22 protein-coding genes and 2 riboswitches are annotated in these 23,920 nt (G+C 72.8%); of the genes, 15 read left to right on the top strand and 7 right to left on the bottom strand.

The features are described from left to right. Positions 1-45 precede the first annotated feature (45 nt). Positions 46-183, top strand: a riboswitch (cobalamin riboswitch). 27 nt (positions 184-210) lie between these two features. The 10 genes from ABLE68_RS20950 (at position 211) to ABLE68_RS20905 (ending at position 10,351) form a co-directional block, all read left to right on the top strand. Further along, positions 211-2,232, top strand: coding sequence for a VWA domain-containing protein (locus tag ABLE68_RS20950; RefSeq protein WP_348873993.1), 2,022 nt, complete (start codon positions 211-213; stop codon positions 2,230-2,232). Next, a complete protein-coding gene (gene cobO, locus ABLE68_RS20945) occupies positions 2,232-2,846 on the top strand; it encodes a cob(I)yrinic acid a,c-diamide adenosyltransferase (protein WP_348873992.1) in 615 nt (204 codons plus the stop codon). The genes ABLE68_RS20950 and cobO overlap by 1 nt, the downstream gene beginning before the upstream one ends. Further along, positions 2,843-5,131 carry a bifunctional hydrogenobyrinic acid a,c-diamide synthase/histidinol phosphate aminotransferase CobBC gene (gene cobBC, locus ABLE68_RS20940; RefSeq protein WP_348873990.1) on the top strand — a complete coding sequence of 763 codons (2,289 nt, stop codon included), beginning with the start codon at positions 2,843-2,845 and terminating at the stop codon, positions 5,129-5,131. Before cobO ends, cobBC begins: the two co-directional genes overlap by 4 nt. Before the next feature lie 10 nt (positions 5,132-5,141). Further along, positions 5,142-6,182, top strand: a complete 1,041-nt coding sequence (gene cobT, locus ABLE68_RS20935; protein WP_348873988.1) for a nicotinate-nucleotide--dimethylbenzimidazole phosphoribosyltransferase — start codon at positions 5,142-5,144, stop codon at positions 6,180-6,182. Further along, on the top strand, positions 6,182-6,910 hold the full coding sequence (locus ABLE68_RS20930) for an adenosylcobinamide-GDP ribazoletransferase (protein ID WP_348873986.1): 729 nt from the start codon (positions 6,182-6,184) through the stop codon (positions 6,908-6,910). The genes cobT and ABLE68_RS20930 overlap by 1 nt, the downstream gene beginning before the upstream one ends. Beyond that, positions 6,907-7,812 carry a cobalamin biosynthesis protein gene (locus ABLE68_RS20925; protein ID WP_348873984.1) on the top strand — a complete coding sequence of 302 codons (906 nt, stop codon included), beginning with the start codon at positions 6,907-6,909 and terminating at the stop codon, positions 7,810-7,812. Before ABLE68_RS20930 ends, ABLE68_RS20925 begins: the two co-directional genes overlap by 4 nt. Next, complete coding sequence (locus ABLE68_RS20920) at positions 7,809-8,483, top strand: (2Fe-2S) ferredoxin domain-containing protein (RefSeq protein ID WP_348873982.1); 675 nt, start codon at positions 7,809-7,811, stop codon at positions 8,481-8,483. The genes ABLE68_RS20925 and ABLE68_RS20920 overlap by 4 nt, the downstream gene beginning before the upstream one ends. A 149-nt stretch (positions 8,484-8,632) precedes the next feature. Beyond that, positions 8,633-8,863, top strand: a complete 231-nt coding sequence (locus tag ABLE68_RS20915; RefSeq protein ID WP_348873981.1) for a CbtB domain-containing protein — start codon at positions 8,633-8,635, stop codon at positions 8,861-8,863. Between the two features lie 34 nt (positions 8,864-8,897). After that, complete coding sequence (locus ABLE68_RS20910; RefSeq protein ID WP_348873980.1) at positions 8,898-9,722, top strand: CbtA family protein; 825 nt, start codon at positions 8,898-8,900, stop codon at positions 9,720-9,722. Between the two features lie 2 nt (positions 9,723-9,724). Further along, complete coding sequence (locus tag ABLE68_RS20905; protein ID WP_348873978.1) at positions 9,725-10,351, top strand: hypothetical protein; 627 nt, start codon at positions 9,725-9,727, stop codon at positions 10,349-10,351. Here ABLE68_RS20905 and ABLE68_RS20900 read toward each other — a convergent pair. The 5 genes from ABLE68_RS20900 to cobN are packed head-to-tail and all read right to left on the bottom strand — an operon-like array spanning position 10,247 to position 17,181. Beyond that, complete coding sequence (locus ABLE68_RS20900; protein WP_348873976.1) at positions 10,247-10,756, bottom strand: bifunctional adenosylcobinamide kinase/adenosylcobinamide-phosphate guanylyltransferase; 510 nt, start codon at positions 10,754-10,756, stop codon at positions 10,247-10,249. The genes ABLE68_RS20905 and ABLE68_RS20900 overlap by 105 nt on opposite strands. Then, a complete protein-coding gene (locus ABLE68_RS20895; protein WP_348873974.1) occupies positions 10,753-11,472 on the bottom strand; it encodes a cobalt-precorrin-6A reductase in 720 nt (239 codons plus the stop codon). The genes ABLE68_RS20900 and ABLE68_RS20895 overlap by 4 nt, the downstream gene beginning before the upstream one ends. After that, entirely contained in the window at positions 11,469-12,860 is a 1,392-nt protein-coding gene (locus tag ABLE68_RS20890; protein ID WP_348873972.1) for a cobyric acid synthase, read from the bottom strand. Before ABLE68_RS20890 ends, ABLE68_RS20895 begins: the two co-directional genes overlap by 4 nt. After that, positions 12,857-13,561, bottom strand: coding sequence for a precorrin-6A synthase (deacetylating) (gene cobF, locus ABLE68_RS20885; RefSeq protein WP_348873970.1), 705 nt, complete (start codon positions 13,559-13,561; stop codon positions 12,857-12,859). Before cobF ends, ABLE68_RS20890 begins: the two co-directional genes overlap by 4 nt. Further along, on the bottom strand, positions 13,558-17,181 hold the full coding sequence (cobN, locus tag ABLE68_RS20880; protein WP_348873968.1) for a cobaltochelatase subunit CobN: 3,624 nt from the start codon (positions 17,179-17,181) through the stop codon (positions 13,558-13,560). The genes cobF and cobN overlap by 4 nt, the downstream gene beginning before the upstream one ends. Positions 17,182-17,211: 30 nt before the next feature. Continuing rightward, positions 17,212-17,343: riboswitch (cobalamin riboswitch) on the bottom strand. Between the two features lie 9 nt (positions 17,344-17,352). Here cobN and ABLE68_RS20875 point away from each other — a divergent pair. The 4 genes from ABLE68_RS20875 to ABLE68_RS20860 all read left to right on the top strand — a co-directional run bounded on the left by ABLE68_RS20875 (position 17,353) and on the right by ABLE68_RS20860 (position 22,059). Next, on the top strand, positions 17,353-17,946 hold the full coding sequence (locus tag ABLE68_RS20875; protein ID WP_348873966.1) for an HhH-GPD-type base excision DNA repair protein: 594 nt from the start codon (positions 17,353-17,355) through the stop codon (positions 17,944-17,946). A 103-nt stretch (positions 17,947-18,049) separates the two neighbouring features. Then, positions 18,050-19,528 carry an RNA polymerase sigma factor gene (locus ABLE68_RS20870; RefSeq protein ID WP_348873965.1) on the top strand — a complete coding sequence of 493 codons (1,479 nt, stop codon included), beginning with the start codon at positions 18,050-18,052 and terminating at the stop codon, positions 19,526-19,528. A gap of 11 nt (positions 19,529-19,539) precedes the next feature. Beyond that, entirely contained in the window at positions 19,540-20,799 is a 1,260-nt protein-coding gene (locus ABLE68_RS20865) for a cytochrome P450 (RefSeq protein ID WP_348873964.1), read from the top strand. A 9-nt stretch (positions 20,800-20,808) separates the two neighbouring features. Further along, positions 20,809-22,059 (top strand): cytochrome P450, encoded by a 1,251-nt coding sequence (locus tag ABLE68_RS20860; protein ID WP_348873963.1) that lies wholly within the window; start codon positions 20,809-20,811, stop codon positions 22,057-22,059. A gap of 3 nt (positions 22,060-22,062) precedes the next feature. On the opposite strand, the gene ABLE68_RS20855 is transcribed toward ABLE68_RS20860, so the two are convergent. Beyond that, positions 22,063-22,662, bottom strand: a complete 600-nt coding sequence (locus ABLE68_RS20855; RefSeq protein ID WP_348873961.1) for a hypothetical protein — start codon at positions 22,660-22,662, stop codon at positions 22,063-22,065. A gap of 95 nt (positions 22,663-22,757) precedes the next feature. Here ABLE68_RS20855 and ABLE68_RS20850 point away from each other — a divergent pair, with 95 nt between their 5' ends. Next, positions 22,758-23,306 carry a hypothetical protein gene (locus tag ABLE68_RS20850; protein WP_348873960.1) on the top strand — a complete coding sequence of 183 codons (549 nt, stop codon included), beginning with the start codon at positions 22,758-22,760 and terminating at the stop codon, positions 23,304-23,306. On the opposite strand, the gene ABLE68_RS20845 is transcribed toward ABLE68_RS20850, so the two are convergent. Then, on the bottom strand, positions 23,279-23,905 hold the full coding sequence (locus ABLE68_RS20845) for a DUF3159 domain-containing protein (protein WP_348873958.1): 627 nt from the start codon (positions 23,903-23,905) through the stop codon (positions 23,279-23,281). The two genes, ABLE68_RS20850 and ABLE68_RS20845, sit on opposite strands and share 28 nt — an antisense overlap. Positions 23,906-23,920 lie beyond the last annotated feature (15 nt).

Here is a 23,920-nt window from a genome sequence, read left to right as displayed (position 1 = left end):
CGCTATCGTGTGCCGCAACAGGCACGAGGTGCCCCAACGGCCAGCCATCGGAAACGGTGGGGACGTCCGACGGGGAGAATCTGGGAAGCCGGTGAGACTCCGGCACAGGCCCGCTGCGGTATATCGAGCCCCTCTCGAGGGGACCCGACAAGTCCGAAGACCGGCCTCGCGCCCGACCATGACCAATGGCGAAGCGAGCGGGAGCCTCACATGCCGGTGCCGTACCCATTTTCTGCCGTCCTCGGCTGCGAGGCCGACGACCTCGACGACATGGGCCTCTCCCTGGTCCTGACGACCATCTCTCCGGAGATCGGTGGTGTGCTGGTCCGGGGCGAGAAGGGGACCGCGAAGTCGACCACGGTGCGCGCTCTCGCCGACGTGCTCCCGCCGATCGAGGTGTACGACGGAGACCGGTTCTCGGTAGACCCCGCCGATCCGTCCGCGGTCTCGCCGGACGGCCCGTTCGCCGACGACGTCGAGACGCTGACCCGGTCGGTCCGCCTGGTCGAGCTGCCGGTCGGCGCGACCGAGGACCGGGTGCTCGGCTCGATCCACCTCGAGCGCGCGCTGTCGCAGGGCAAGGTCGAGTTCGAGCCCGGCCTGCTCGCGCGGGCGCACCGCGGCATCCTCTACGTCGACGAGGTCAACCTCCTGCACGACCACCTGGTCGACCTGCTCCTGGACGCCGCCGCCATGGGCCGCGCCTCCGTCGAGCGCGACGGCATCTCGGTCGAGCACGCCGCCCGCTTCGTGCTGATCGGCACCATGAACCCCGAGGAGGGCGAGCTCCGCCCGCAGCTCCTCGACCGCTTCGGCCTGACGGTCGAGGTCGCGGCGCCGCGTGATCCGAGCCTGCGGGTCGAGGTCGTGCGCCGACGGATGGCGTACGACGCCGACGCGACCGCGTTCGCCGAGCGCTTCCGTGCGGCGGACGCGGAGCTCACCCTCCGGATCGAGGCCGCCCACGAGCGGGTCGGCAAGGTCCTGCTGTCGGACACGGCGCTGCTGAAGATCGCGGAGGTCTGCGCGGCGTTCGAGGTCGACGGCCTCCGCGGCGACATCGTCACCGCTCGTGCCGCGGTCGCCCACGCCGCCTGGAACGGTCGCGACGAGGTCACCCGCGACGACATCCGCCGCGCCGCGCTGCTCGCGTTGCCGCACCGGCGCCGTCGCAACCCGTTCGACGCTCCGGGGCTCGACGAGGACCTGCTCGACCAGATCCTCGGCGACGAGGAGCTGCCGCCGGATCCGCCGGAGGGACCGGCCAGCGGTGACCAATCCACGGAACCCGACGCCGATTCGGTGGAGGAGGCACCGCCGACCGGAGACGGGCCGTCGGAGGACCCGACGAGCGGTGAGCAGTCCACCGAATCCGATGCCGACCCGGTGGAGGAGGCACCGCCCGCCGGAGGCGGCGCCGCACCCGACTCGACCGTCGCCGCGGCCGCGCCGTACCGCCCCAAGCTCCTGACCGTCCGCGGGCTCGGCGAGGGCGAGGCCGGGCGTCGCAGCCGGGCGCTGGCGACAAACGGTCGCCGGGTGGGCGCCAGCACCGGCACCGGTTCGCTCCACCTCGTGGAGACGCTCCGCGCGGCCGCGTCCCAGCAGGCCGGTCGCGAGCGCGACGGCGCCCGCGTCGCGCTGCGTCCCGCCGACCTCAGGACCGCGGTTCGCGAGGGACGCGAGGCCAACCTGGTGCTCTTCTGCGTCGACGCGTCGGGCTCGATGGCGGCACGCAAGCGGATGACCCAGGTGAAGACCGCGGTCCTCTCGCTGCTGCTCGACGCCTACCGCCGCCGCGACAAGGTCGGCCTGGTGACCTTCCGGGGGCTGGCGGCCGAGGTCGCGCTGCCGCCGACCCGGTCCGTCGACATCGCAGCAAGACGGCTCGACGAGATCCCGGCCGGGGGCCGGACTCCGCTGGCGGAGGGACTGCTCGAGGCGGCCCGGGTGATCGAGCGCGAACGGGTCCGCGACCCCCGGGTCCGGCCGTTGCTGGTCGTCGTCACTGACGGCCGGGCCACGGGGGGACCCGACGCGGTCGCCCGCTCGCAGCAGGCTGCGGAGCACCTCGCCGGCCTCGGCGTCACCACCGTCGTCATCGACGGCGAGACCGGGCCGCTGCGCCTGGGGCTCGCGGTCCGGCTCGCCGAGCTGCTGCGCGCCGAGCACGTCCCGGTGTCCGAGGTCAGTGCCGAGGCGATCACCGGCGCCGTACGGCGGGTCGCCTGATGCCCCAGGGTCAGCCGCTCGTCGTACCGGACGACGGCCTCACCACCCGCCAGCGCCGCAACCGGCCGCTGCTGATGGTCCACACCGGCCCCGGCAAGGGGAAGTCGACCGCAGCCTTCGGCCTCGCCCTGCGCGGCTGGAACCAGGGCTGGCGGATCGGGGTCTTCCAGTTCGTGAAGTCCGCCAAGTGGCGGATCGGCGAGCAGACCGTGCTCGAACGACTCGGCGCCCTGCACGACGAGACCGGCGAGGGTGGTCCGGTCGAGTGGCACAAGATGGGCTCCGGCTGGTCCTGGACCCGCAAGCAGGGAGATGCCGACGACCACGCCGTCGCCGCCGCCGAGGGCTGGCAGGAGATCAAGCGCCGGCTGGCCGCCGAGACCCACGACCTGCTCGTCCTCGACGAGTTCACCTACCCGATGACGTGGGGCTGGGTGGACGTCGACGACGTGGTCGAGACGCTTGCGCACCGGCCGGGCCAGCAGCACGTCATCGTCACCGGCCGCAACGCCGACCCCCGGCTGGTCGAGGTCGCCGACCTGGTCACGGAGATGACGAAGGTCAAGCACCCGATGGACGCCGGCCAGAAGGGCCAGAGGGGCATCGAGTGGTGAGCCTGACGCGCGTCGTGATCGCGGCGCCGTCGACGGGACAGGGCAAGACCACGATCGCCACCGGGCTGATGGCCGCGCTGCGGTCCGCCGGCAACGAGGTGAGCCCTCACAAGGTCGGCCCCGACTACATCGATCCCGGCTACCACGCCCTCGCCACCGGGCGTCCGGGCCGCAACCTCGACCCGCACCTGGTCGGCGAGGAGCGGATCGTCCCGCTCCTGCTGCACGGCGCACGCGGCGCCGACGTCGCCGTCATCGAGGGCGTGATGGGCTTGTACGACGGGCGCCTGGGCACCGACGGGTTCGCGTCCACCGCCCACGTCGCGACGCTGACCCGGACGCCGGTCGTGCTGGTCCTCGACGTCGCCCGCCTCTCGCGCACGGCCGGGGCCATCGCCGCCGGCATGGTGGCCTACGACGCGGCCGTCGAGATCGCGGGCGTCGTGCTCAACCGCGCTGGCTCGGAGCGCAACACCGCCGAGATCGTCCGGTCGCTGGAGCGCACCGGTCTGCCGGTGCTGGGCGTCCTGCCCCACGACGACCGGCTGGCCGCACCGTCCCGCCACCTCGGGCTGGTGCCCGTCGCCGAGCGTGACGGGTCGGTCCGGTCGATCGCGGACCTCGGTGAGCAGGTCGCGCAGCACCTCGACCTCGCCGCCATCCTCGACGTCGCCCGGTCCGCGCCCGACCTCGACGCCGAGCCGTGGACGCCCGCGCTGGTCCCGCCGAGTGACTCCCGCCCTGTGGTCGCGATGGCCGGCGGGCGTGCCTTCACGTTCCGCTACCCCGAGACCGAGGAGCTCCTGGCTTCGGCCGGCTGTCGCGTCGTGACGTTCGACCCGCTGTCCGACGCCGCCCTGCCCGCCGGCACCCGCGGGATCTACCTCGGCGGCGGCTTCCCCGAGATGTACGCCGCCGAGCTGGCCGCCAACACCGGCCTGCTCCGCGACCTCCGCGCCGCCGTGGCCGCCGGGGTGCCGACGGTCGCGGAGTGCGCGGGACTGCTGCTCCTGGCGGAGTCGCTCGACGGCGTACCCATGGCCGGCGCGGTCCCGGCCGTGGCCGCGATGGCGGAGCGGCTGACGCTGCGCTACCCGGAGGTCACGCCCACCGCCGACTCGTTGCTGATGCGCGCGGGGGAGCCGGTGACGGGGCACGAGTTCCACCGCACCCGGACCACCCCCGACCGGGACTTCACCAGCGCGACCCTGCACGCGTCGTACCTCCACGTGCACTGGGCCGGCCACCCGCAGCTCGCCCAGCGGTTCGCCGAAGCCGTCCACGGCGGGCAGCTCGACCCGCTGCGTCACCACGGCGACGCGGAGGCCACGACCGGCCTGCTCGACCTCGCGGTCAACGTCTTCGACGGCCCGCGACCGGCCTGGCTGGATGCCGCGCTGCACGCCGCGGTCGACGACGCGAGCGCCTACCCGGACGCAGCGCCCGCGGCCGCGGCGATCGCCGCCCACCACGGGCGCAGTCTCGCCGAGGTGCTGCCGACCGCCGGTGCCGCCGAGGCGTTCACGCTGGTGGCGCGGCTGCGCGACTGGCGTCGCCCGGTGGTCGTGCACCCGCAGTTCACCGAGCCGCACGCCGCCCTCGAGCAGGCGGGCCACGCCGTGACGTCGGTGCTGTGCCGCCCCGAGGACGGCTTCTCGCTCGATCCTGGCGCCGTGCCCGAGGACGCCGACCTGGTGGTCGTCGGCAACCCGACCAACCCGACCGGCGTGCTGCACCCCGCCGCCGCGATCCGCAGGCTCTGCCGCGACGGGCGGCTGGTCGTCGTCGACGAGGCGTTCATGGACGCGGTGCCGGGCCAGCCCGAGTCGCTCGCCGGGGAACCCGGTGTCCTGGTGGTCCGCAGCCTCACCAAGCACTGGTCGATCCCCGGGATCCGGGCCGGGTACGTCGTCGGTGACCCCGACGTCGTCGCAGCGCTCCGCCGGCAGCAGACGCCCTGGTCGCTGTCCGCGCCCGCGATCGCGGCGACCGTCGCGTGCCTGTCGGCCGAGGCCGCACCCGAGTCGGCCGCACGGGCGGACACGATCGCCGCCTGGCGAACGGTCCTCGAGGACGCCCTGCGGTCCCGGGGGATCGAGCACGTCCCGTCGGCCTCGTCCTTCGTGCTCGCCCGCGTCGGCCACGGCGTGCACGCCACCCTGCGCGACCGCGGGATCGCCGTACGCCGTGCCGACACCTTCCCCGGTCTCGACGGCTCGTGGGTGCGGATCGCCGTCCGCCCGCCCGAGTCGACCGCCCGTCTCCTCTCCGCCCTCACCTCCTGAAGGAGCACCGATGACCTACGTCTCCGCCCCGTCCACGATCGCCCGCGACCACGCCGCCAAGCGGCTCGCCGCCCTCGCCACACCGCCCGGCGCGCTCGGCCGCCTCGGTGAGCTCGGCGTCTGGGTCGCCGCCTGCCAGGGCCAGGTGCCGCCCGCTCCGGTCGACCGCGTGCGGCTGGTGATCTTCGCCGGCGACCACGGCGTCGCTGCTCACGGCGTCTCGGCGTTCCCACCGGCGATCACCGGTGCCATGGTGCGCACCTTCCTGGCCGGCAAGGCCGGCGTGAACGCCCTTGCGTCCGCTCACGGCGTGAGCGTCCGGGTCCTCGACCTCGGTGTCGACGAGGACTTCGACGACCTCGACGCCGACACCCGGGCCGCCCTCACGGCGTACAAGATCCGCCGCGGCAGCGGCGCGATCCACCTCGAGGACGCGCTGACCCGTGAGCAGACCGAGGCTGCCCTGGCGGCGGGTGCCGCCGTCGCTCGCGAGGAGATCGCGGCCGGTGCGCAGCTGCTGCTGAGCGGCGACATGGGCATTGGCAACACCACGCCCGCCGCGGCGCTGATCGCGGCCGCGCTGGGCCTGCCCGGCAGCGAGGTCGTCGGCCGGGGCACCGGCATCGACGACGCCGCGCTGGTCCACAAGGCCGAGGTGATCGACACAGCGCTCCGGCGCGCCGGCGACCGCACCGCCGACCCGGTCGAGACGCTCGCCGCCCTCGGCAGCGCCGACCTCGCCGCGACGACGGGCTACCTCCTCGCGGCCGCCCAGGACGGCGTACCGGTCCTGCTCGACGGGCTGATGAGCGTCGCCTGCGCGCTGACGGCCGACCGGGTCGAGCCGGGCGCCGTCGCCTGGTACGCCGCCGGCCACCGCTCCACCGAGCCGGCCCAGACGACCGCGCTCGCCAAGATGGGACTCGAGCCGCTGCTCGACCTCGGCCTGCGGCTCGGTGAGGGATCGGGGGCGGTCGCGGCGGTGCCGGTGGTCCGCAGCGCCACCGCCGTGCTCCGCGACGTCGCCCTGCTGTCCGAGCTCGGCGCCTAGTGCTCCTCGACGCCTGGCGGCTCGCCGTCGGCACCCTGACCGCGCTGCCGGTACGGCCGCCGAGCATCGTCGACCCCGCACGCGCCCGGCTAGCGATGGTGCTCGCGCCGGTCGCCGCGCTGCCGCTGGGCGCTGCCGCCGCGGCGGTCGTGGTCGCGGGGGACGCGCTCGACCTGGCGCCGCTGGTCGTCGCGCTGCTCGCGATCGGCGCCGTGACGCTGGGCAACCGCGGCTTCCACCTCGACGGACTCTCGGACACGGTCGACGCGTTGGCAGCGTCCTACGACCGCGAGCGCTCGCTGGCGGTGATGAAGTCGGGCACGTCGGGTCCGGCCGGAGGGGTCGCCGTGCTCCTGGTGGTCGGCTTGCAGGTCGCGGGCCTGGCCGGCACGTCGTCCGCGCCGGCCGTCGGCGCCGCTGTCTGCCTGTCGCGGGCAGCCCTGGTGGTCTGCTGCCTGCGTTCGGTGCCGCCGGCGCGGACCGATGGGATCGGGCGGTCGTTCACGCAGACGGTGCCGGTCACCGTCGCGATCGTGGTCTGGCTCGTCGTCACGGTCCTCCTCACGCTGGTCGGGGGGTGGCACGGGACCGTGGCGTCGGTCTGCGCGCTGCTGGTCGTCGCGATCCTCGTGTGGCGCGCGGTCCGGCGTTTCGGCGGCGTCACCGGCGACGTGTTCGGCGCGAGCATCGAGCTGGCCCTCGCGGCCATGCTGGTGGCGCTCTCGTGAGGGCGCGCGCCGCCGGGCTGCTCCTCGGGTACGCCGCGGACCGGCTGCTCGGCGACCCCCGGCGCTTCCACCCGGTCGCCGGGTTCGGCACGGTGGCGGGCGCCCTCGAGCGCCGGTTGTACGCCGACTCGCGACCCCGTGGCGTCGTGCACGCGGCCGTGCTGGTCGGGGGAGCGGTGACTCTGGGGGCGATGGCCGAGCGCCGGTCCGTCGTGGTCACGGCCCTGGCCACCTGGGCGGTGCTGGGCGGCCGCTCCCTGGAGCGCGAGGCGCTGGCCGTGCACGCCCACCTGGCGGCCGGCGACCTGCTCGCCGCGCGCGAGCGGCTGACCCACCTGGTCGGGCGCGACACCTCCGAGCTCGACGAGTGCGAGGTCGCGCGGGCGGTGGTGGAGTCGGTCGCCGAGAACACCTCGGACGCCGTCGTCGCGCCGCTGCTGTGGGGCGCCGTCGCGGGGGTGCCCGGGCTGCTCGGCTACCGCGCCGCCAACACCCTCGACGCGATGGTGGGCCACCACAACGACCGCTACGAGCGCTACGGCTGGGCCTCCGCGCGACTCGACGACCTGGTCAACCTGCCGGCGTCCCGCCTCAGCGCGGCCCTGGCGCTCGCGGTCTCGCCCGGCCGGGCGAGCGAGGGCTGGCGCGCGTGGCGTCGGGACGCCGCTGCGCACCCCAGCCCCAACGCCGGCGTCGTCGAGGCGGCGTTCGCCGGCGTGCTCGGCGTCCGACTCGGGGGAGTGAACCGCTACTACGGCGACCGGGTCGAGCACCGCGCCCTGATCGGCGCCGGCCGCGCCGTCCGGCCCGAGGACGTCGCGCGGGCGACGAGCCTCGCCCGACGGGTCGGGACCGCGGCCGCCGTCACCACCGCCGTACTCGCCCTCAGGAGCAGACGATGACCACCGTGCTCGTCGGCATGTCCGTCGCCGATGTCGACCGTCGCGACGAGCTGGCTGCCGCGGCCCGCGACCTCGGGGGGTCGCTGGCGTTCCTGCAGCAGGCCGATCCCTCGCTCTCGGCCGAGCTGACCCGGCTCGCCGACGAGGGCGCGGAGACGATCGTGCTCGTCGGCATCAGCACCGGGCCACTGGCCCCCGCGCACTCCTGGCTGCGCCGGATCGCGGCCCACTGGTGGCGGGAGCGGGCCGGTCGGCGCCCCGAGCTGGTGGTGGCGAACCGCCTCGCGGACAGCCTCGACGCGATCCCCACAGTGAGCGCGGAGACGAAGCCGATCTCGGGGTCCGAGCCCGGCCTCACCTCGGCCGCGTGGGAGGACGTGACCGGCCACCGCCACCAGGTGATGGTCTGCCGCGGACCTCGGTGCACGGCGATGGGTGCGGTCGACAGCCTGCGGGCGATGGTCCTCGCGATGCTGGAGCACCAGCTCGGCGACGACGACGTCCTGCTCGTCCACACCGGCTGCCAGTTCCCCTGCAACCAGGCGCCGGTGGTCAGCGTCCAGCCCGACGACGTCTGGTACGGCCGGGTCGACGCCGCGGCCGCCACCGAGATCGTCGCGGAGCACTTCGTCCGTGGACATCCCGTCGCCAGCAACCGCTTGAACCGCTAGGGTTCTGAGCACACGCCGTACGTGAGGAAGCCAGTGAGAATCTGGCACGGTCACGCCACTGTGAGAGCTCGATCCTGAGCTCGGAGTCAGATCTTCCGACGACGTGTTTTCCGCCCGACAAGGGAACGTTGTATTCCTGAAGGAGCATCATGAGCAACACGTCTGCCCTCCCCACTCCCGGCACCGCAGCTGTCTCCGCGCCGATCGTCGACGCCAACGTCACGACGGTCGCGCTGCTGCTCGGCACCTCGATCCTGGCCCTGCTGGTCTACTACTTCATCGGTGTCGACGAGGGCGCGATGTCGGTCTTCGGCAAGAGCATGGTCCTCCACGAGTTCTTCCACGACGGCCGGCACTTCCTCGGTTTCCCCTGCCACTGATCACTCCACGATCACGCAGAGGGGACAACAGAACATGGAGAAGCAGCTCATCGGCCGTGGTGTGCTCGCAGGAGCCCTCGGCGGCCTGGTCGCCTTCATCTTCGCCCGGATCTTCGCCGAACCGCTGATCCAGCGGGCGATCGACTACGAGGGTGCGCGCGACGCGGCGCAGGAGGCCCTCGACAAGGCGGCCGGCATCGCCGTGCCCGCCGCAGGACCCGACATCTTCAGCCGGTCCGTGCAGGCCGACGTCGGCATCGGCGTGGGCCTGATCCTCATGGGCGCCGCGATGGGCGCGCTGGTCGCCGTCGCCTACGTCATCTGCATCGGTCGCACCGGAGCGGTGCGCCCCTTCCAGCTCGCCCTGCTGGTCCCGGCGTTCTTCTTCGTCGGCGTCTACCTGGTGCCGTTCGCGCGCTACCCGGCCAACCCGCCGGCCATCGGGCACGAGGAGACGATCCGCGACCGCGGTGCGTCGTACCTGGTCCTGGTCTTCCTGTCGTGCCTCTTCCTCTTCCTGGCGGTGTACGTCGGCCAGAAGCTGCACCGGCGCCACAGCCTGTACGCGACCAGCATCCTGATGGGCCTGGCGTACGTCGCGGTGATGGCGATCGTCTTCGCGATCCTGCCGTCGTACGACGAGGTGCCGCAGGCCATGACCGGCCCCGACGGCACCATCGTGCTGGCCGGGTTCCCGGCCGACCTGCTGGCGGAGTTCCGCGTCTACTCGATCGCCGCCCAGGCGATCATGTGGGGCGTCATCGCGCTGACCTTCGCTCCCCTCGCCGAGCGGGTCGTCGACCCGACGACGGCGCAGCGGCGCAAGGAGACCCGGGCGCCCGCGCCCGTGTCGGCCTGAGCGTGCACCTCGGTCGACGACTCGCGACCGGGGCCGCCGCCGTCATCCTCGCGATGACGGCGGCCGGTCCCGCGAGCGCGCACACGCAGGTCAACACCGACCGGCACCTGCGGTCGGTCGTGGTCTCCGCGCCGCCCGGCCTGGACGTGACGGTGGCGGACGACGGGTCGGCGATCACGCTGACGACCACGCGCCAGGTGAGCGTCGAGGGATACCAGGGCGAACGCTTCCTGACCCTCGGTGCGGGGCCGACGACGCAGGACACCAGCCTGACCTGGTCGGACCACCGCACCTCGTGGCACGGCAGCGATCTCCCTCAGGACGTCGTGGACGCGCCGGACGAGGACCACGTGGTCGGCGCCTGGTCGATCCCGGTGACCGTGGACGGGACTCCGGCCGAGATCGCGGGTGAGATCAGGTGGGTCGCCGTGCGCGACTCGGTCGCGCTGACCGTGACCGCGTGCCTCGGCGTGCTCGCGGTGGGACTGGCGCTGGCCCTGCGGATGGCCTTCCCGTCGCGGCGCTCAGAGCCGGACGACCCGCCCGGCGACCACGAGGTGGACCTCGTCGCACCCGGTGGCCAGCCGTTGGTTGACCAGGCCGAGCAGGTCGCGGAAGAGCCGACCTGAGCGGTGCTCCGGCACCACGCCGAGGCCGACCTCGTTGGTGACCAGCACCGCCTGGTCGCGCGTGGACAGGACGGCGAGCGTCTCGTCGAGCAGCGACGACACGACACTCGTCACCTCGTCGCTGGGGGAGTCCCAGAGGCCGCGCTCGTCGAGCACGCCGGTCAGCCAGGTGCCGAGGCAGTCGACGATGACCGGTCCGTCGGTGCCGAGCGCCCCGGCCAGGTCGCGGGTCTCCAGCGTCCGCCAGCTCGCCGGCCGGCGAGCCCGGTGGGCCGCGATCCGCGCCGCCCAGTCAGCGTCGTCGACGCTCGGGCCCGGCGCCACGTAGGTGACGGCCCCGGACAGCAGCGACTCCGCGTGACGGGACTTGCCGGAGCGGACTCCTCCGGTCACGAGCACCTTCACCGCGCCTCCACCCACGAGAACGCCGCGTCCACGTCGTGCACGGTCGCCACGCCGTCAGGAGCCGGCGGGCGGCGTACGACGACGACCGCGGCGCCGCACTGCGCGGCGGCCTCCATCTTCGGCCAGGTGAACGTGCCACCGGAGTCCTTGGTGACGAGCACGTCGCCCCCGTGCTCGCGGATCAGCGCGAGCTCGCCGTCGAGCGTGTAGGGCCCGCGGCTCGTGATCACCCGCCAGGACTGGGGGATCTTGATGGCGGGGGAGTCGACGACGCGAGCCAGCACAGCGTGGGCGCCGAGGGCCGGCACGAAGCGGGCGAGCTCCTGGCGGCCCACGGTGATGAACGGCCGCTCGCCGAGGGATGCGGCGAGTGACGCGGCCTGCTCGTGGTCGTCGACGTGGTGCCAGGCCGGATCAGGGGTCCAGCCCGGACGCTCGAGCCGCAGGAGCGGCACGTGGTCTCCGCACGCCGCCACGGCGTTGGCCGACATCCCGAGGGCGAAGGGGTGCGTGGCATCGACCACGGCGTCGTACTCCGCCAGCGCGGAGCGCAGGCCCTCGACCCCGCCGAAGCCGCCGATCCGCACCGGACCGACCGGCAGTCGCGGCTGGGCCACCCGACCGGCGAGCGAGGAGGTGACGTCGACCCCGGCGTCGACCAGGCGGGCCGCGAGCTCACGGGCCTCGCTGGTGCCGCCGAGGAGCAGCAGCCTCATCCCACGCCGTCCCGGGCCAGCGCCAGCAGCGCGTCGACGTCGAGGTGCTCCTCGACCAGGTCGCCGAGCAGGTCGAGACGCCGCTCGCGTGCAGCCGGGAAGCTGACGGTCGAGGTCACGCCGAGCGCGTCGGAGAGGTACGACGCCCGGGTGGCGTCGTCCTCCAGGGAGCCGTGCACCATCGTGCCGAGCACGCGCCCGATGCGGGAGCCGCCGGAGACGCGGCCGTGGTGGATCTCGTAGCCGGCGGGCTCGTGCAGCCGGAGCACCTTGTCGCCTCCGAAGTCGGTCACCTGGTCGAGCAGCCCGAGACCGGCGACGACGGTGCCCGCCGCGGCCTCGATGCCGTCCGGGTCGCGGATCTCGTGGCCCAGCATCTGGTTGCCGCCGCAGATGCCCAGGACCGGCCGGCCAGAGCGTGCGTGGGCGACGACCGCATCGGCGAGGCCGCGCTCGCGCAGCCAGGCGAGGTCGGAGATGGTGGCGCGGGTGCCGGGCAGCACGACCAGGTCGGCGTCGGCGATCGCGCGCGGCGTGGACGCGAAGAACACGTCGAGGTCCGGCTCGAGGCCGAGCGCGTCGACGTCGGTGAAGTTGCTGATCCGGGGCAACCGGACCACCGCGACCCGCCGGGTGCCGGCCGACGAGCGCCGCCCGTCGAGGTCGAGCGCGTCCTCGCTGTCCAGCCACAGGTCGGGGTGCCAGGGGAGCACGCCGTGCACGGGCTGTCCGGTCCGTTGCTCGAGCTCGTCGAGACCCGGCTGCAGGAGCGTCAGGTCCCCACGGAACTTGTTGACGACCCAGCCCGCGACCAGCCGCGCGTCGTCGGGATCGAGCAGCGCCAGCGTGCCGACGAACGCCGCGAACACCCCGCCCCGGTCGATGTCGCCGACCACGACGGTCGGCAGGTCGGCGTGCCGCGCGAGACCCATGTTGACGAAGTCGCCGGCGCGCAGGTTGATCTCGGCCGGGCTGCCCGCACCCTCGGCCACGATCACGTCGTAGCGGCTCGCGAGGTCGTCGTACGCCGCGTGCGCGGCCGTCGCGAGGTGCCGCCGCCCCTCGACCCAGTTGCTGGCGTCGACCTCGCCCGCGGGCTGCCCCATCAGCACGACGTGGCTGCGCCGGTCGCTGCCGGGCTTGAGCAGGACCGGGTTCATCGCCGGCTCGGGCACGACGCGGGCGGCGAGGGCCTGCACCCACTGGGCCCGGCCGATCTCGGCGGGGCTGCCGTCCGCGGCGGCGCAGACCATCGAGTTGTTCGACATGTTCTGGGCCTTGTACGGCGCGACCCGCACGCCCCGTCGGGCGAACGCCCGGCAGAGACCGGTCGTCACCACGCTCTTGCCGGCGTCGGACGTGGTGCCCGCGACGAGGAGGCCGCTCACGCGGGCGCCCGCAGGAGGGAGACGTCCATGACCCAGCCGGCGGCGGACTTGGCCCGGTCGCGTGCGGCGTCGAGCTCCGCCAGGACGTCGCCGACCCGGCCGGCCACCAGCTCCTCGGAGTCGGTGCCGAGGTTGGCGCCCCACCAGATCGACCAGTCGTCGAGGCCGTCCAGGTCGAGGCCGGCCGACAGCATCACCACGAGGTTGGTCTGGCCCGCGTCGACGGCTTCGCGCATCCGGCGCTGGGTCGTCACGTGCACCGGCTGACCGACCGGGTGCAGCACGATCCGGTGCCGCGCCGCGAGGATCTGCGGTGCGCTGATCCCCGGCACCACCCGGAGGTCCGGGCTCAGCTCTGACGCGATCCGGATCGTCGAGTCGTAGAGCGCCGGGTCGCCCCAGACCAGGAAGCCCACCCGTCCGCCGCGCGCGTCGATCACCTGCCGGTAGGCCTCCACGCGGGCGTCGTGCCAGGTGCGGACCGCGGCGGGGTAGTCGGCCGGGTCGTCGCGGTCACGCTCGGGGTCGGCGACGACGACCAGCTCGACGCCGTGGGCCTCGCACACCGCGCGGCGTACGCCGAGCAGGGGGTCGTCAGGCCCCTTCGACGCGGCCACGACGTAGTCGCACTCACCCAGCGCCTCGACCGCCTCGCCGGTCAGGTGGGCAGGACCCATGCCCATCCCGATGACCGTGATCACTCACGGTCCTCGAGGTCACCCTCGACGTCGAGGTAGACGCGCTGCATCGCGGCGACCACCTCGGGATCGGGCTCGGCCCACAGGCCCCGGTCGGCCGCCTCGTGGAGCCGCTCGACGATGCCGCGCAGCGCCCACGGGTTCGACTTCCGGAGGAACGCCTGGTTGGTCTCGTCGAGGACGTACTCCGTCGCGAGCTTCTCGTACATCCAGTCGTGCACCACCCCGGCGGTCGCGTCGAAGCCGAAGAGGTAGTCGACGGTGGCCGCGAGCTCGAAGGCGCCCTTGTAGCCGTGGCGCTGCATGGCCGCGATCCAGCGCGGGTTGACGACGCGTGCCCGGAAGACGCGGGCCGTCTCCTCGGCCAGCGTGCGGGTGCGGACGGCGTCCGGGCTGGTCGAGTCGCCGACGTACGCCTTGGGGTCCGCGCCGGTCAGCGCGCGCACGGTGGCGACCATGCCGCCGTGGTACTGGAAGTAGTCGTCGGAGTCGGCGATGTCGTGCTCGGCCGAGTCGATGTTCTTGGCCGCGACCTTGATCCGTCGGTAGTTGGCGCGCATGTCGTCGGCCGCAGGCGCTCCGTCGAGGTCGCGGCCGTAGGCGAAGCCGCCCCACGCCGTGTAGACCTCGGCCAGGTCGGCGTCGTCGCGCCAGGTGCCGGACTCGATGACCTGCAGGATGCCGGCGCCGTACGAGCCCGGCTTGGAGCCGAAGATCCGGGTGGTCGCGCGGCGCTGGTCGCCGTGGTCGGCCAGGTCGGCCCGGGTGTTGGCTCGCACGTAGTTGACGTCGTCGGGCTCGTCGAGGTCGGCGACCAGCCGCACGGCGTCGTCGAGCATCTCGACCACGTGGGGGAAGGCGTCGCGGAAGAAGCCCGAGATACGCACGGTGACGTCGATGCGCGGCCGGCCCAGCTCGTCCAGCGGGACCACCGTCAGCCTGCTGACCCGGCGCGAGGCCTCGTCCCACTCGGGTCGCACGCCGAGCAGGGCGAGCACCTCGGCGATGTCGTCGCCGCTGGTGCGCATCGCGCTCGTGCCCCAGACGCTCAGGCCGACGGACGTGGGGTAGTCGCCGGTCTCCTCGAGGTAGCGCTGCACCAGCGACTCGGCCATGGCCTGCCCGGTCTGCCAGGCCAGCCGGCTCGGTACGGCGCGCGGGTCGACCGTGTAGAAGTTGCGGCCGGTGGGGAGCACGTTGACCAGCCCACGCAGCGGGGAGCCGGAAGGCCCGGCCGGGACGAAGCCGCCGTCGAGCGCGTGCACGACGGCGTCGAGCTCGTCGGTCGTGCGGGCCAGCCGCGGCACGACCTCGGTCGCGGCGAACGCCAGCACCCGGCGTACGTCGGGGCTGTGGTGGAGGTCGTCGACGGCCGCGAGGTCCCAGCCGGACTTCTCCATCGCCTCGACCAGACCGCGCGCCTCGGCCTCGAAGGTGTCGACGGTGGCTGAGGAAGGCGCGCTAGCGCCTGTCTCGAAACCCCCGAGGCCGAGCGCCGTCCGCAGTGCCGGGATCGCCTGCGACTGACCACCCCACACCTGGGAGGCGCGCAGGATCGACAGCACCAGGTTGACCCGGGCCTCGCCCTCGGGCGCAGCGCCCAGGACGTGGAGGCCGTCGCGGATCTGGGCGTCCTTGATCTCGCAGAGCCAGCCGTCGACGTGGAGGATGAACTCGTCGAACTCCTCGTCGTCCGGTCGCTCGTCCAGGCCGAGGTCGCGGTGCATCTCGGCGGCGTGCATGAGCTGCCAGATCTCGCCGCGGACGGCCGGCAGCTTGGCCGGGTCCATCGCCGCGACGTTGGCGTGCTCGTCGAGCAGCTGCTCGAGGCGGGCGATGTCGCCGTACGACTCCGCCCGCGCCATCGGCGGGATCAGGTGGTCGACGATCGTGGCGTGCGCGCGGCGCTTGGCCTGGGCGCCCTCGCCGGGGTCGTTGACGAGGAAGGGGTAGATCAGCGGCAGGTTGCCGATCGCGGCGTCGGGACCGCACGAGGCCGAGAGCGCGGCGTTCTTGCCGGGCAGCCACTCCATCGAGCCGTGCTTGCCGAGGTGGACGACCGCGTCCGCCTGGAAGCCGTGCTCCAGCCAGCGGTAGGCGCCGAGGTAGTGGTGGCTGGGGGCGAGGTCGGGGTCGTGGTAGATCGCGATCGGGTTCTCGCCGAACCCGCGCGGCGGCTGGATCAGGATGACGACGTTGCCGGCCTGGAGCACGGCGAGCACCAGCTCGCCGGCGTCGTTGACGAAGAGGTTGCCGGGGGAGTCGCCCCACGCCGCGATCATCTCCTCGCGGAGGTCGGCCGGGAGGTCGGCCGTCCACGCGTCGTACTCCGCCTTCGTGATCCGCACGTGGGCGTCCGAGAGCTGCGCGGAGGTCAGCCACTCCTCGTCCTGCCCGCCGGCCGCGATCAGCGCGTGGATCAGCGCGTCGCCGGCCTCGGTGTCGTCGGCCATGTCGAGCAGGGGGAGCACGGCGTTGTCGCGTCCCAGGTCGTACCCCTCGGAGCGCAGGCGCCGCAGCATCCGGATCGCCGAGACCGGGGTGTCGAGGCCGACGGCGTTGCCGATGCGAGCGTGCTTGGTGGGGTAGGCCGAAAGCATCAGCGCGAGCTTCTTCTCGGCGTTCGGGATCGAGCGCAGACGGGCGTGGTTGACGGCGATCCGGGCGACCCGGTCGGCACGCTCGGGGTCCGCGACGTAGTGCGGCAGCCCCTGGTCGTCGATCTCCTTGAACGAGAACGGCGCGGTGATGATCCGTCCGTCGAACTCCGGGATCGCGATCTGCGTCGCCGAGTCGAGAGGAGAGACCCCGTCGTCGCTGGCCTCCCACTCGGCGCGGCTGCTGGTGAGGCAGAGGCCCTGCAGCACCGGGATGTCGAGGGCGGCCATCCGCTGGACGTCCCACGCCTCGTCCGCGCCACCGGCGCTGGCGCTCGCCGGCACGCTGCCGCCGGCCGCGAGGACGGTGACGACCAGCGCGTCGAGGGTCCCGAGGGCGTCGTACAGCTCGTCGGGCGCGGAGCGCAGCGATCCGGCGAAGACAGGTACGCCGACCGCCTGCCCGGTCGCGTCGATCGCGTCGGTCAGCGCGTGGACGAAGGCGGTGTTGCCGCTGGACTCGTGGGCCCGGTAGTAGAGCACCCCGACCCGGGGGAGGCCTCCCTCGGTGGTCGAGTAGCGAGCGCCAGCGAGCGTATCGAGACCCGCCATGCCCCACTGCGGCAGCGCAGCCGGCGGCTCGAACCCCTCGCCGGTGAGCAGCACCGTGTCGGAGAGGAAGGCGTGCAGCTGCGCGAGGTTGGCCGGTCCGCCCTCGGCGAGGTAGCGGTGCGCCTCGGCGGCGACGCCGATGGGGACGGTGGAGAGCTCCATCAGCTCCGCGCTCGGCGTCTGCTCGCCGCCGAGCACGACCATCGGCATCCCCGTCTGGCGGATCCGGGCGAAGCCGCTGCAGAGGTCGTGCGGGCTCCCGAGGATCCGGCCGACGACGAGGTCGGCGCCCTCGATCACCTCGGCCATGGACTGGTGCCCCGGCCGGGACGGATTGGCCCAGACGTAGTCGGCGCCCGAGGCCCGCGCCGAGAGCAGGTCGGTGTCAGAGGTGGACAGCAGTGCGATGCGCATGAGACTCCTCCGGGGTTCTCGCCCCGTCGATCGGTCGGAATGCTCGCGGCCAGTGTCTGGCTAGCGCCTCCTCGCGGAGGCTCACAGTGGCGGAACCGCCCCGGAGTCTCACCGGGTTCCTGCGCCACGAGCGATCGGCAGCCTACGGGAGATCTGCGGCAAGATGAGGACATGGCCACCATCCACATCACCGGCGACGACCACGCTGACCAGGTGCTGTCCGACGACCCGTTCGCACTGCTCGTCGGGATGATGCTCGACCAGCAGTACCCGATGGAGCACGCGTTCCGCGGCCCGGCGAAGGTGCTCGACCGCTTCGGCACCCTCGAGCCGGCGAAGATCGCGGCCGCCGACCCCGAGACGTTCACCGCACTCTGCTCCACCCCGCCCGCTATCCACCGCTTCCCGGGCTCGATGACCGCGCGGCTCCAGGAGCTCGCCCGGATCGTCGAGGACGAGTACGACGGTCACGCGGAGCGGATCTGGACCGAGGCGGCCGACGGCAAGGACCTGCTCAAGCGGATGCAGGCGCTGCCCGGCTTCGGCAAGCAGAAGGCACAGATCTTCGTGGCCCTGCTGGCCAAGCAGCTCAAGGTACGCCCGGACGGCTGGGAGGCCGCCGTGGGTGCGTACGCCGAGGACGGCTACCGCTCCGTGGCCGACGTCGTCGACGGCGCCAGCCTGCAGAAGGTGCGCGACTTCAAGAAGGAGAAGAAGGCCGCCGCCAAGTCAGCTGCGAACGCGAAGGTCCCAACCTCCGGGTGAGTGCGCGCATCTCAGGACCCCCGTGGCAGAATGAGGACCGCGGCTCTTGACGACACCGGGACGGGCCGCGCCCTTGATCAGGTTTCACTGCCGTAAACGAGAGGTGTTCGTGTCCTCGAACGCACGCAAGATGCTCCCTGCCGACGTGCTCACGCACCCCGCCGTCGTGGCCCTCATCGAACGAGGGACCCCCAGCGGCACCCTCACTCCCGAGGAGGTCCGGCAGGCCAGTGAGGACGCGGCCGTCGAGCCGCGCCACCTGAAGGCGCTCCTCGGTCACCTCAGCGCGCTGGGCATCTCGGTGCACCTGCCCGTGGCGACCACGCGTGCCGTTGCGGCCACCTCGACGCGCAAGACCACCACCGCGAAGGCCGCGCCCGCCAAGAAGGCGGCCGCTGCGGCTCCGGCGAAGAAGGCGGCTCCCGCCAAGAAGGCCGCGCCCGCGAAGAAGGCTGCCGCCGGCGCGACCGCCGAGGTCGAGGTCGTCGAGGTCGTCGTCGGCCCCGATGGCAAGAAGATCCTCCCCGACGTCCCGGACGAGCAGTTCGAGAAGGACGTCGCCACCGACCCCTCCATCAAGGAGGACGAGGAGGAGGCCACCGCGACGTCGTCGTTCGTCGTCTCCTCCTCCGACGACACCGACGAGCCCGCGCAGCAGGTCATGGTCGCCGGCGCGACCGCCGACCCGGTCAAGGACTACCTCAAGCAGATCGGCAAGGTGCCCCTCCTCAACGCGGAGATGGAGGTCGAGCTCGCCAAGCGGATCGAGGCCGGTCTCTTCTCCGAGGAGAAGCTCGCCAAGGGCGGCAAGATCACGCCCAAGGTGCAGGAGGAGCTCGAGTGGATCGCCGAGGACGGGCGCCGCGCGAAGAACCACCTGCTCGAGGCCAACCTGCGACTCGTCGTCTCCCTCGCCAAGCGCTACACCGGCCGCGGCATGCTCTTCCTGGACCTGATCCAGGAGGGCAACCTCGGTCTGATCCGCGCGGTCGAGAAGTTCGACTACACCAAGGGCTACAAGTTCTCGACGTACGCCACCTGGTGGATCCGTCAGGCGATCACCCGCGCCATGGCCGACCAGGCCCGCACCATCCGGATCCCGGTGCACATGGTCGAGGTCATCAACAAGCTGGCCCGCGTGCAGCGCCAGATGCTCCAGGACCTGGGCCGCGAGCCCACCCCGGAGGAGCTCGCCAAGGAGCTCGACATGACCCCCGAGAAGGTCATCGAGGTCCAGAAGTACGGCCGCGAGCCCATCTCGCTGCACACGCCCCTCGGTGAGGACGGCGACTCCGAGTTCGGTGACCTCATCGAGGACTCCGAGGCGATCGTCCCCGCCGACGCGGTCAGCTTCACGCTGCTCCAGGAGCAGCTCCACGCCGTCCTCGACACGCTCTCCGAGCGCGAGGCGGGCGTCGTCAGCATGCGCTTCGGCCTGACCGACGGTCAGCCGAAGACCCTCGACGAGATCGGCAAGGTCTACGGCGTGACCCGCGAGCGGATCCGCCAGATCGAGTCGAAGACGATGTCGAAGCTGCGGCACCCGTCGCGTTCTCAGGTGCTGCGCGACTACCTCGACTGACACGGGGACAGATGGCCGCTCGGGCGGGCCAGCTGCGACAGGCGGCCGGCTTCACAGCGCAGTTGTACGGCGCGCGTGTGCGCTCGGCGATCGACGTCCACGTCCGTCGCAACGAGTTCGCGCGCCTCAGCGCCGTCGGCGACCGGGATCCCTACCCGATCTACGACCGGATCCGGGAGGCCGGCCCGTTCGTGACCACCCCGTCGGGCCACCTCGCGACCGCTGACCACGCGATCTGCAAGGAGATCCTGCGCGACCGCCGCTTCGGCGTCGAGCCGGAGGGAGCGGCGCCGCCGGAGCCGGCTCTCGACCGGTCGCTGCTCACCCGCAACCCGCCCGACCACACCCGGCTCCGCCGGCTGGTCGCGCCCGCACTCAGCGCGCGTCGGCTGGCCGACTTCACGGTGCTCATCGAGAAGACCGTCGGGAAGTTCCTCGACGACGTCGCGGCCGCCGGCACGTTCGACGTGATGCCCGCCCTCGCCGAACCCCTCCCGGTGGCCGTGATCAACCGCCTCCTGGGCATCCCGGACGAGGACGGCGCCGTCCTGGCGGCGTACGGCGAGTCGCTCGGGAGCGCGGCGGCCGGGTTCCGCTCGCCCCTGCACGCGCGCGACGTGATGGTGGCCGCCAAGGGGATGATCCGGCTCTTCGAGAAGGTCATCGAGCTGCGCCGCGCGGACCCGGGCGACGACTTGATCAGCGCCCTCATCGCGCAGGAGGGTGACGGCGAGACGCAGCTGCGCCCCGTCGAGCTGGTGCCGATCTGCCGGATGCTGCTCATCGCCGGGTTCGAGACGACCGTCAATCTGCTCGGCAACGCCGTCAACGCGCTGCTCGACCACCCGGACCAGTGGGCCGCCATCGTGGACAACCCGGCGCTCGCGGGCGCAGCGGTGCAGGAGTCGCTGCGCTTCGACTCGCCGGTCCAGCGCACCGGCCGGATCTCCTTCGACGACACCGAGATCGCGGGACAGCCGATCCGTCGCGGTCAGTGGGTCAACGTGCTGATCGGCGGCGCCAACCGCGACCCGCAGGCCTTCCACGACCCCAACACCTTCGACCTGGCCCGCACCGACCTCTTCGACCACCTCGCCTTCTCGAGCGGCATCCACCGCTGCGTCGGGAGGCCGATCGCCGAGCTCGAGGGCACGATCGCGCTGCGGATGCTGGCCGAGCGGATGCCGGACCTGCGCCGCGCCGGACCGGCGCGGATGCGCGCGATGCCGTTGGTGCGCGGACCGCTCAAGGTACCGGTGGCGTTCGGCTAGATTGCGGTCATGACGAGTCGGGTCGCCCAGCTGCGCACCGCGGCCCGCTTCGCGACCGGCCTGTACGCCGGCCAGGCCAAGGGCGCGTACGACGCCTACGTCCGCCGCAACCTGTTCGCCCGGCTGCGCTACGCGCCCGGTCGTGACGACCCCTACTCCATCTACGAGCAGATCCGGACCCAGGGCCCGTTCTACGTCACCGCGATGGGCAACCTCGCCACCGTCGACCACGCCATCTGCAAGGAGCTGCTGCGCAGCCGCCGGTGGGGCGTCCAGCCGGAGGGCGAGGACCCGCCCGAGGACTTCGACCTGTCCTTCCTCGACCGCAACCCGCCCGACCACACGCGCCTGCGCCGCCTGGTCGCACCGGCGTTCAGCCCGCGCCGGATGGCCGACTTCCGGGCCTCGATCGAGAAGACGGTGGTCGGCCTGCTCCACGACGCGGCGGTGACGGGGGAGTTCGACCTCGTCCCGGCGCTGGCATCGCCGCTGCCGATCGCCGTGATCACCGACCTGCTCGGCATCCCGGACGCCGACGGAGACGCGTTCACCCGCTACGGAGTCGCGCTCGGTGGTGCGTTGGCGGGGCTGCGGTCGCTGCGGCACGCGCAGGAGGTGATGACGGCCAACCGCGACCTGGAGCGGATGTTCGAGGAGATCTTCGAGCTCCGCCGTCGCGAGCCGGGCGACGACCTGATCAGCACCCTGGTCGCGGCCGAGGGCGACCAGATCCAGACCGACGAGCTGGTGCCGCTGTGCGGGCTGCTGCTGATCGCCGGCTTCGAGACCACGGTCAACCTGCTCGGCAACGCCGTCAACGCCCTGCTCGACCACCCCGACCAGTGGGCCGCCCTGGTCGCCGAACCCAGCCTGGCCGGCGCGGCCGTCCAGGAGACGCTGCGCTACGACCCGCCGGTGCAGCGCACGATGCGGATCTCCTTCGACGACACCGAGATCGCCGGGACCCCGCTCGCGTCCGGCCGGATCGTCAACGTCCTGCTGGGCGGCGCCAACCGCGACCCGCAGGTCTTCCACGAGCCGGACACGTTCGACCTCGCCCGCACCGACGGCGCCGAGCACCTCGCCTTCTCGAGCGGCATCCACCACTGCGTGGGGCGCCCGCTGGCCGAGCTCGAGGCCACGGTCGCGCTCCAGACGTTGGCCGAGCGGATGCCCGACCTGCGTCGCGCGGGCGCCGTACGACGGCGCAACGCGACCCTGATCCGCGGGCCGCTCAGCCTGCCGGTCGCGGTGGGCTGAGCGTCAGTCCTGCGCCTCGTAGCCACCCGGACCGGAGTAGGCGAGGCTGTCCTCGACCTTCGCCAGGGTGCCCTTCACGCCGTTCCAGGCGCTCGCCTTGGCATAGCGGGCGATGCTGCGCTGGTAGCAGTAGCTGGTCCCACCGGACGTCGACGTGAAGTCGTAGTCGAACGTGGCGACGCCTTGCATCTTCTTGGCACCGCGACCGGTGTGGAACGAGATCATCTGGCTGCGGTAGTGCGGCGATGCACCCTGCGGCCGCGCGATCGGCGAGGTCGCGTCGAGCTTCCAGCCGCTCTCCTTGAGCGACGCCTGGACGCTCTTGTAGTAGTTCTTCACCGACTGGGCGTACGTCGCGCCCTTCGCGCAGATCGTCGTGCTGAAGCCGAGGTCGAGGGTCGCCCCCCGGTCGCCGGTGATCGTGATGCCGTAGGTGCCGCAGCTGGCGGTCCAGGACTGAGGTCCGGACCAGGCCCAGTTGGTGCAGGTGTGGGGGACGGTCGGCTCACCCCGACCGACCGGCCCGGCCTGCGCCGGGCTGGTCGCGACCAGGGTGCCGGTCAGCAGCAGGGCGGCGACGAGTGCAAGGAGGAGCTTGCGCATGTCCTCGAGGCTAGATCGGCTCGACGGATCTCGTGGCGCTTTGCAACCGATCCGGCGGCGCGAGAGTCTCACAGGAGACGATCAAGGAGCAGACGATGAACCTGAGGACTCGGGTCCCCGCCGCCGTCACGGCGGCCCTGTCGATCGTGGCGCTGGCCGTCGCACCGGCCGCAGCCGTGCGGGCGGCGTACGACGACCCCGCCGACGCCAGCGCGTCGCTGAGCGACATCCGCCACGTGAGCGTCAAGCACGGCCCGACGCGCGTGAAGCTCCACGTGCGCTTCACCGAGCTGCGGCGCACCTCCGACGGCGGCCCGGCCAGCCTCGCGATCCTGCTCGACACCCGCACCGACCGGACGGGACCGGAGTTCCGCCTGGTCAGCGGCCTGCAGGAGGGCATGGACTACCAGCTCGTGAGGATGAAGCACGGCAAGCCGGTGGGGGAGCCGCTGACCTGTGCCCACGACGTCCGGCTCGACTTCGCCGCGAACGTGCTGGCCTTCACGGTCGACCGGACCTGTCTCGACGACCCCGGGCGGGTGCGCATCGGCGTGCGGATGCGCGACGAGTACGACGGCTCCCACCCGGTCACCGACTGGTTGGGGGCTCCGCGCTCCTACACCGGGTGGCTCGCCAGCGACTGATCCGGCTTGCGGCGGCGGGCGACGATGCCGGTGGCCACGGCCGCCGCGACGATGGTCGGCTTGTTGATCACGGTGCTGACGACGCCGAGCCAGACCACCGAGTCGGCGAGGTAGAAGACCCCGACCACGACCACGTGGAGCACCCACATCGCGATCCACACCCAGGTCAGCCGGTAGTGCACGCGCCGCCGGTCGGGGATGGTCCAGGAGCGCGGCTCCTCGAGGTGGATCGCGCTGCAGACGACCGCCGTCGCCGGTCGGCCGATCACGACGCTCACCACGAACACGACGAGCATGACGATGTTGAACACCAGCTCGGGCAGGAAGAAGTTGCGGCCCTCGCCGGTCAGGGTCGCGGTCAGCGCGAGCAGGCAGACGAGCAGGGTGGCGCCGACGACGACCTTCTTCGGCTCACCGCGCACCCAGCGGATCGCCGCGATCACGACGGCCAGGGCGACCGCTGCGACCGCGCCGGCGGTCACGCCGGAGACCTGGTTGCCGATCACGAAGGCGATGATCGGGCCGGCGCCGTCGATCGACAGGTGCAGCATCTCGCGCCGGGTCGGCGTCGTGGGGAGGTCCGGGCTCGGCGTCGACATGGTGCTCGGACAGTA

The organism is Nocardioides pollutisoli (genome assembly GCF_040045055.1).
Classification (GTDB): Bacteria; Actinomycetota; Actinomycetes; order Propionibacteriales; family Nocardioidaceae; genus Nocardioides; species Nocardioides tweenelious.
The sequence above is the reverse complement of the archived record's forward strand: the minus strand, read 5'-3'. Positions and strand labels throughout refer to the sequence as shown.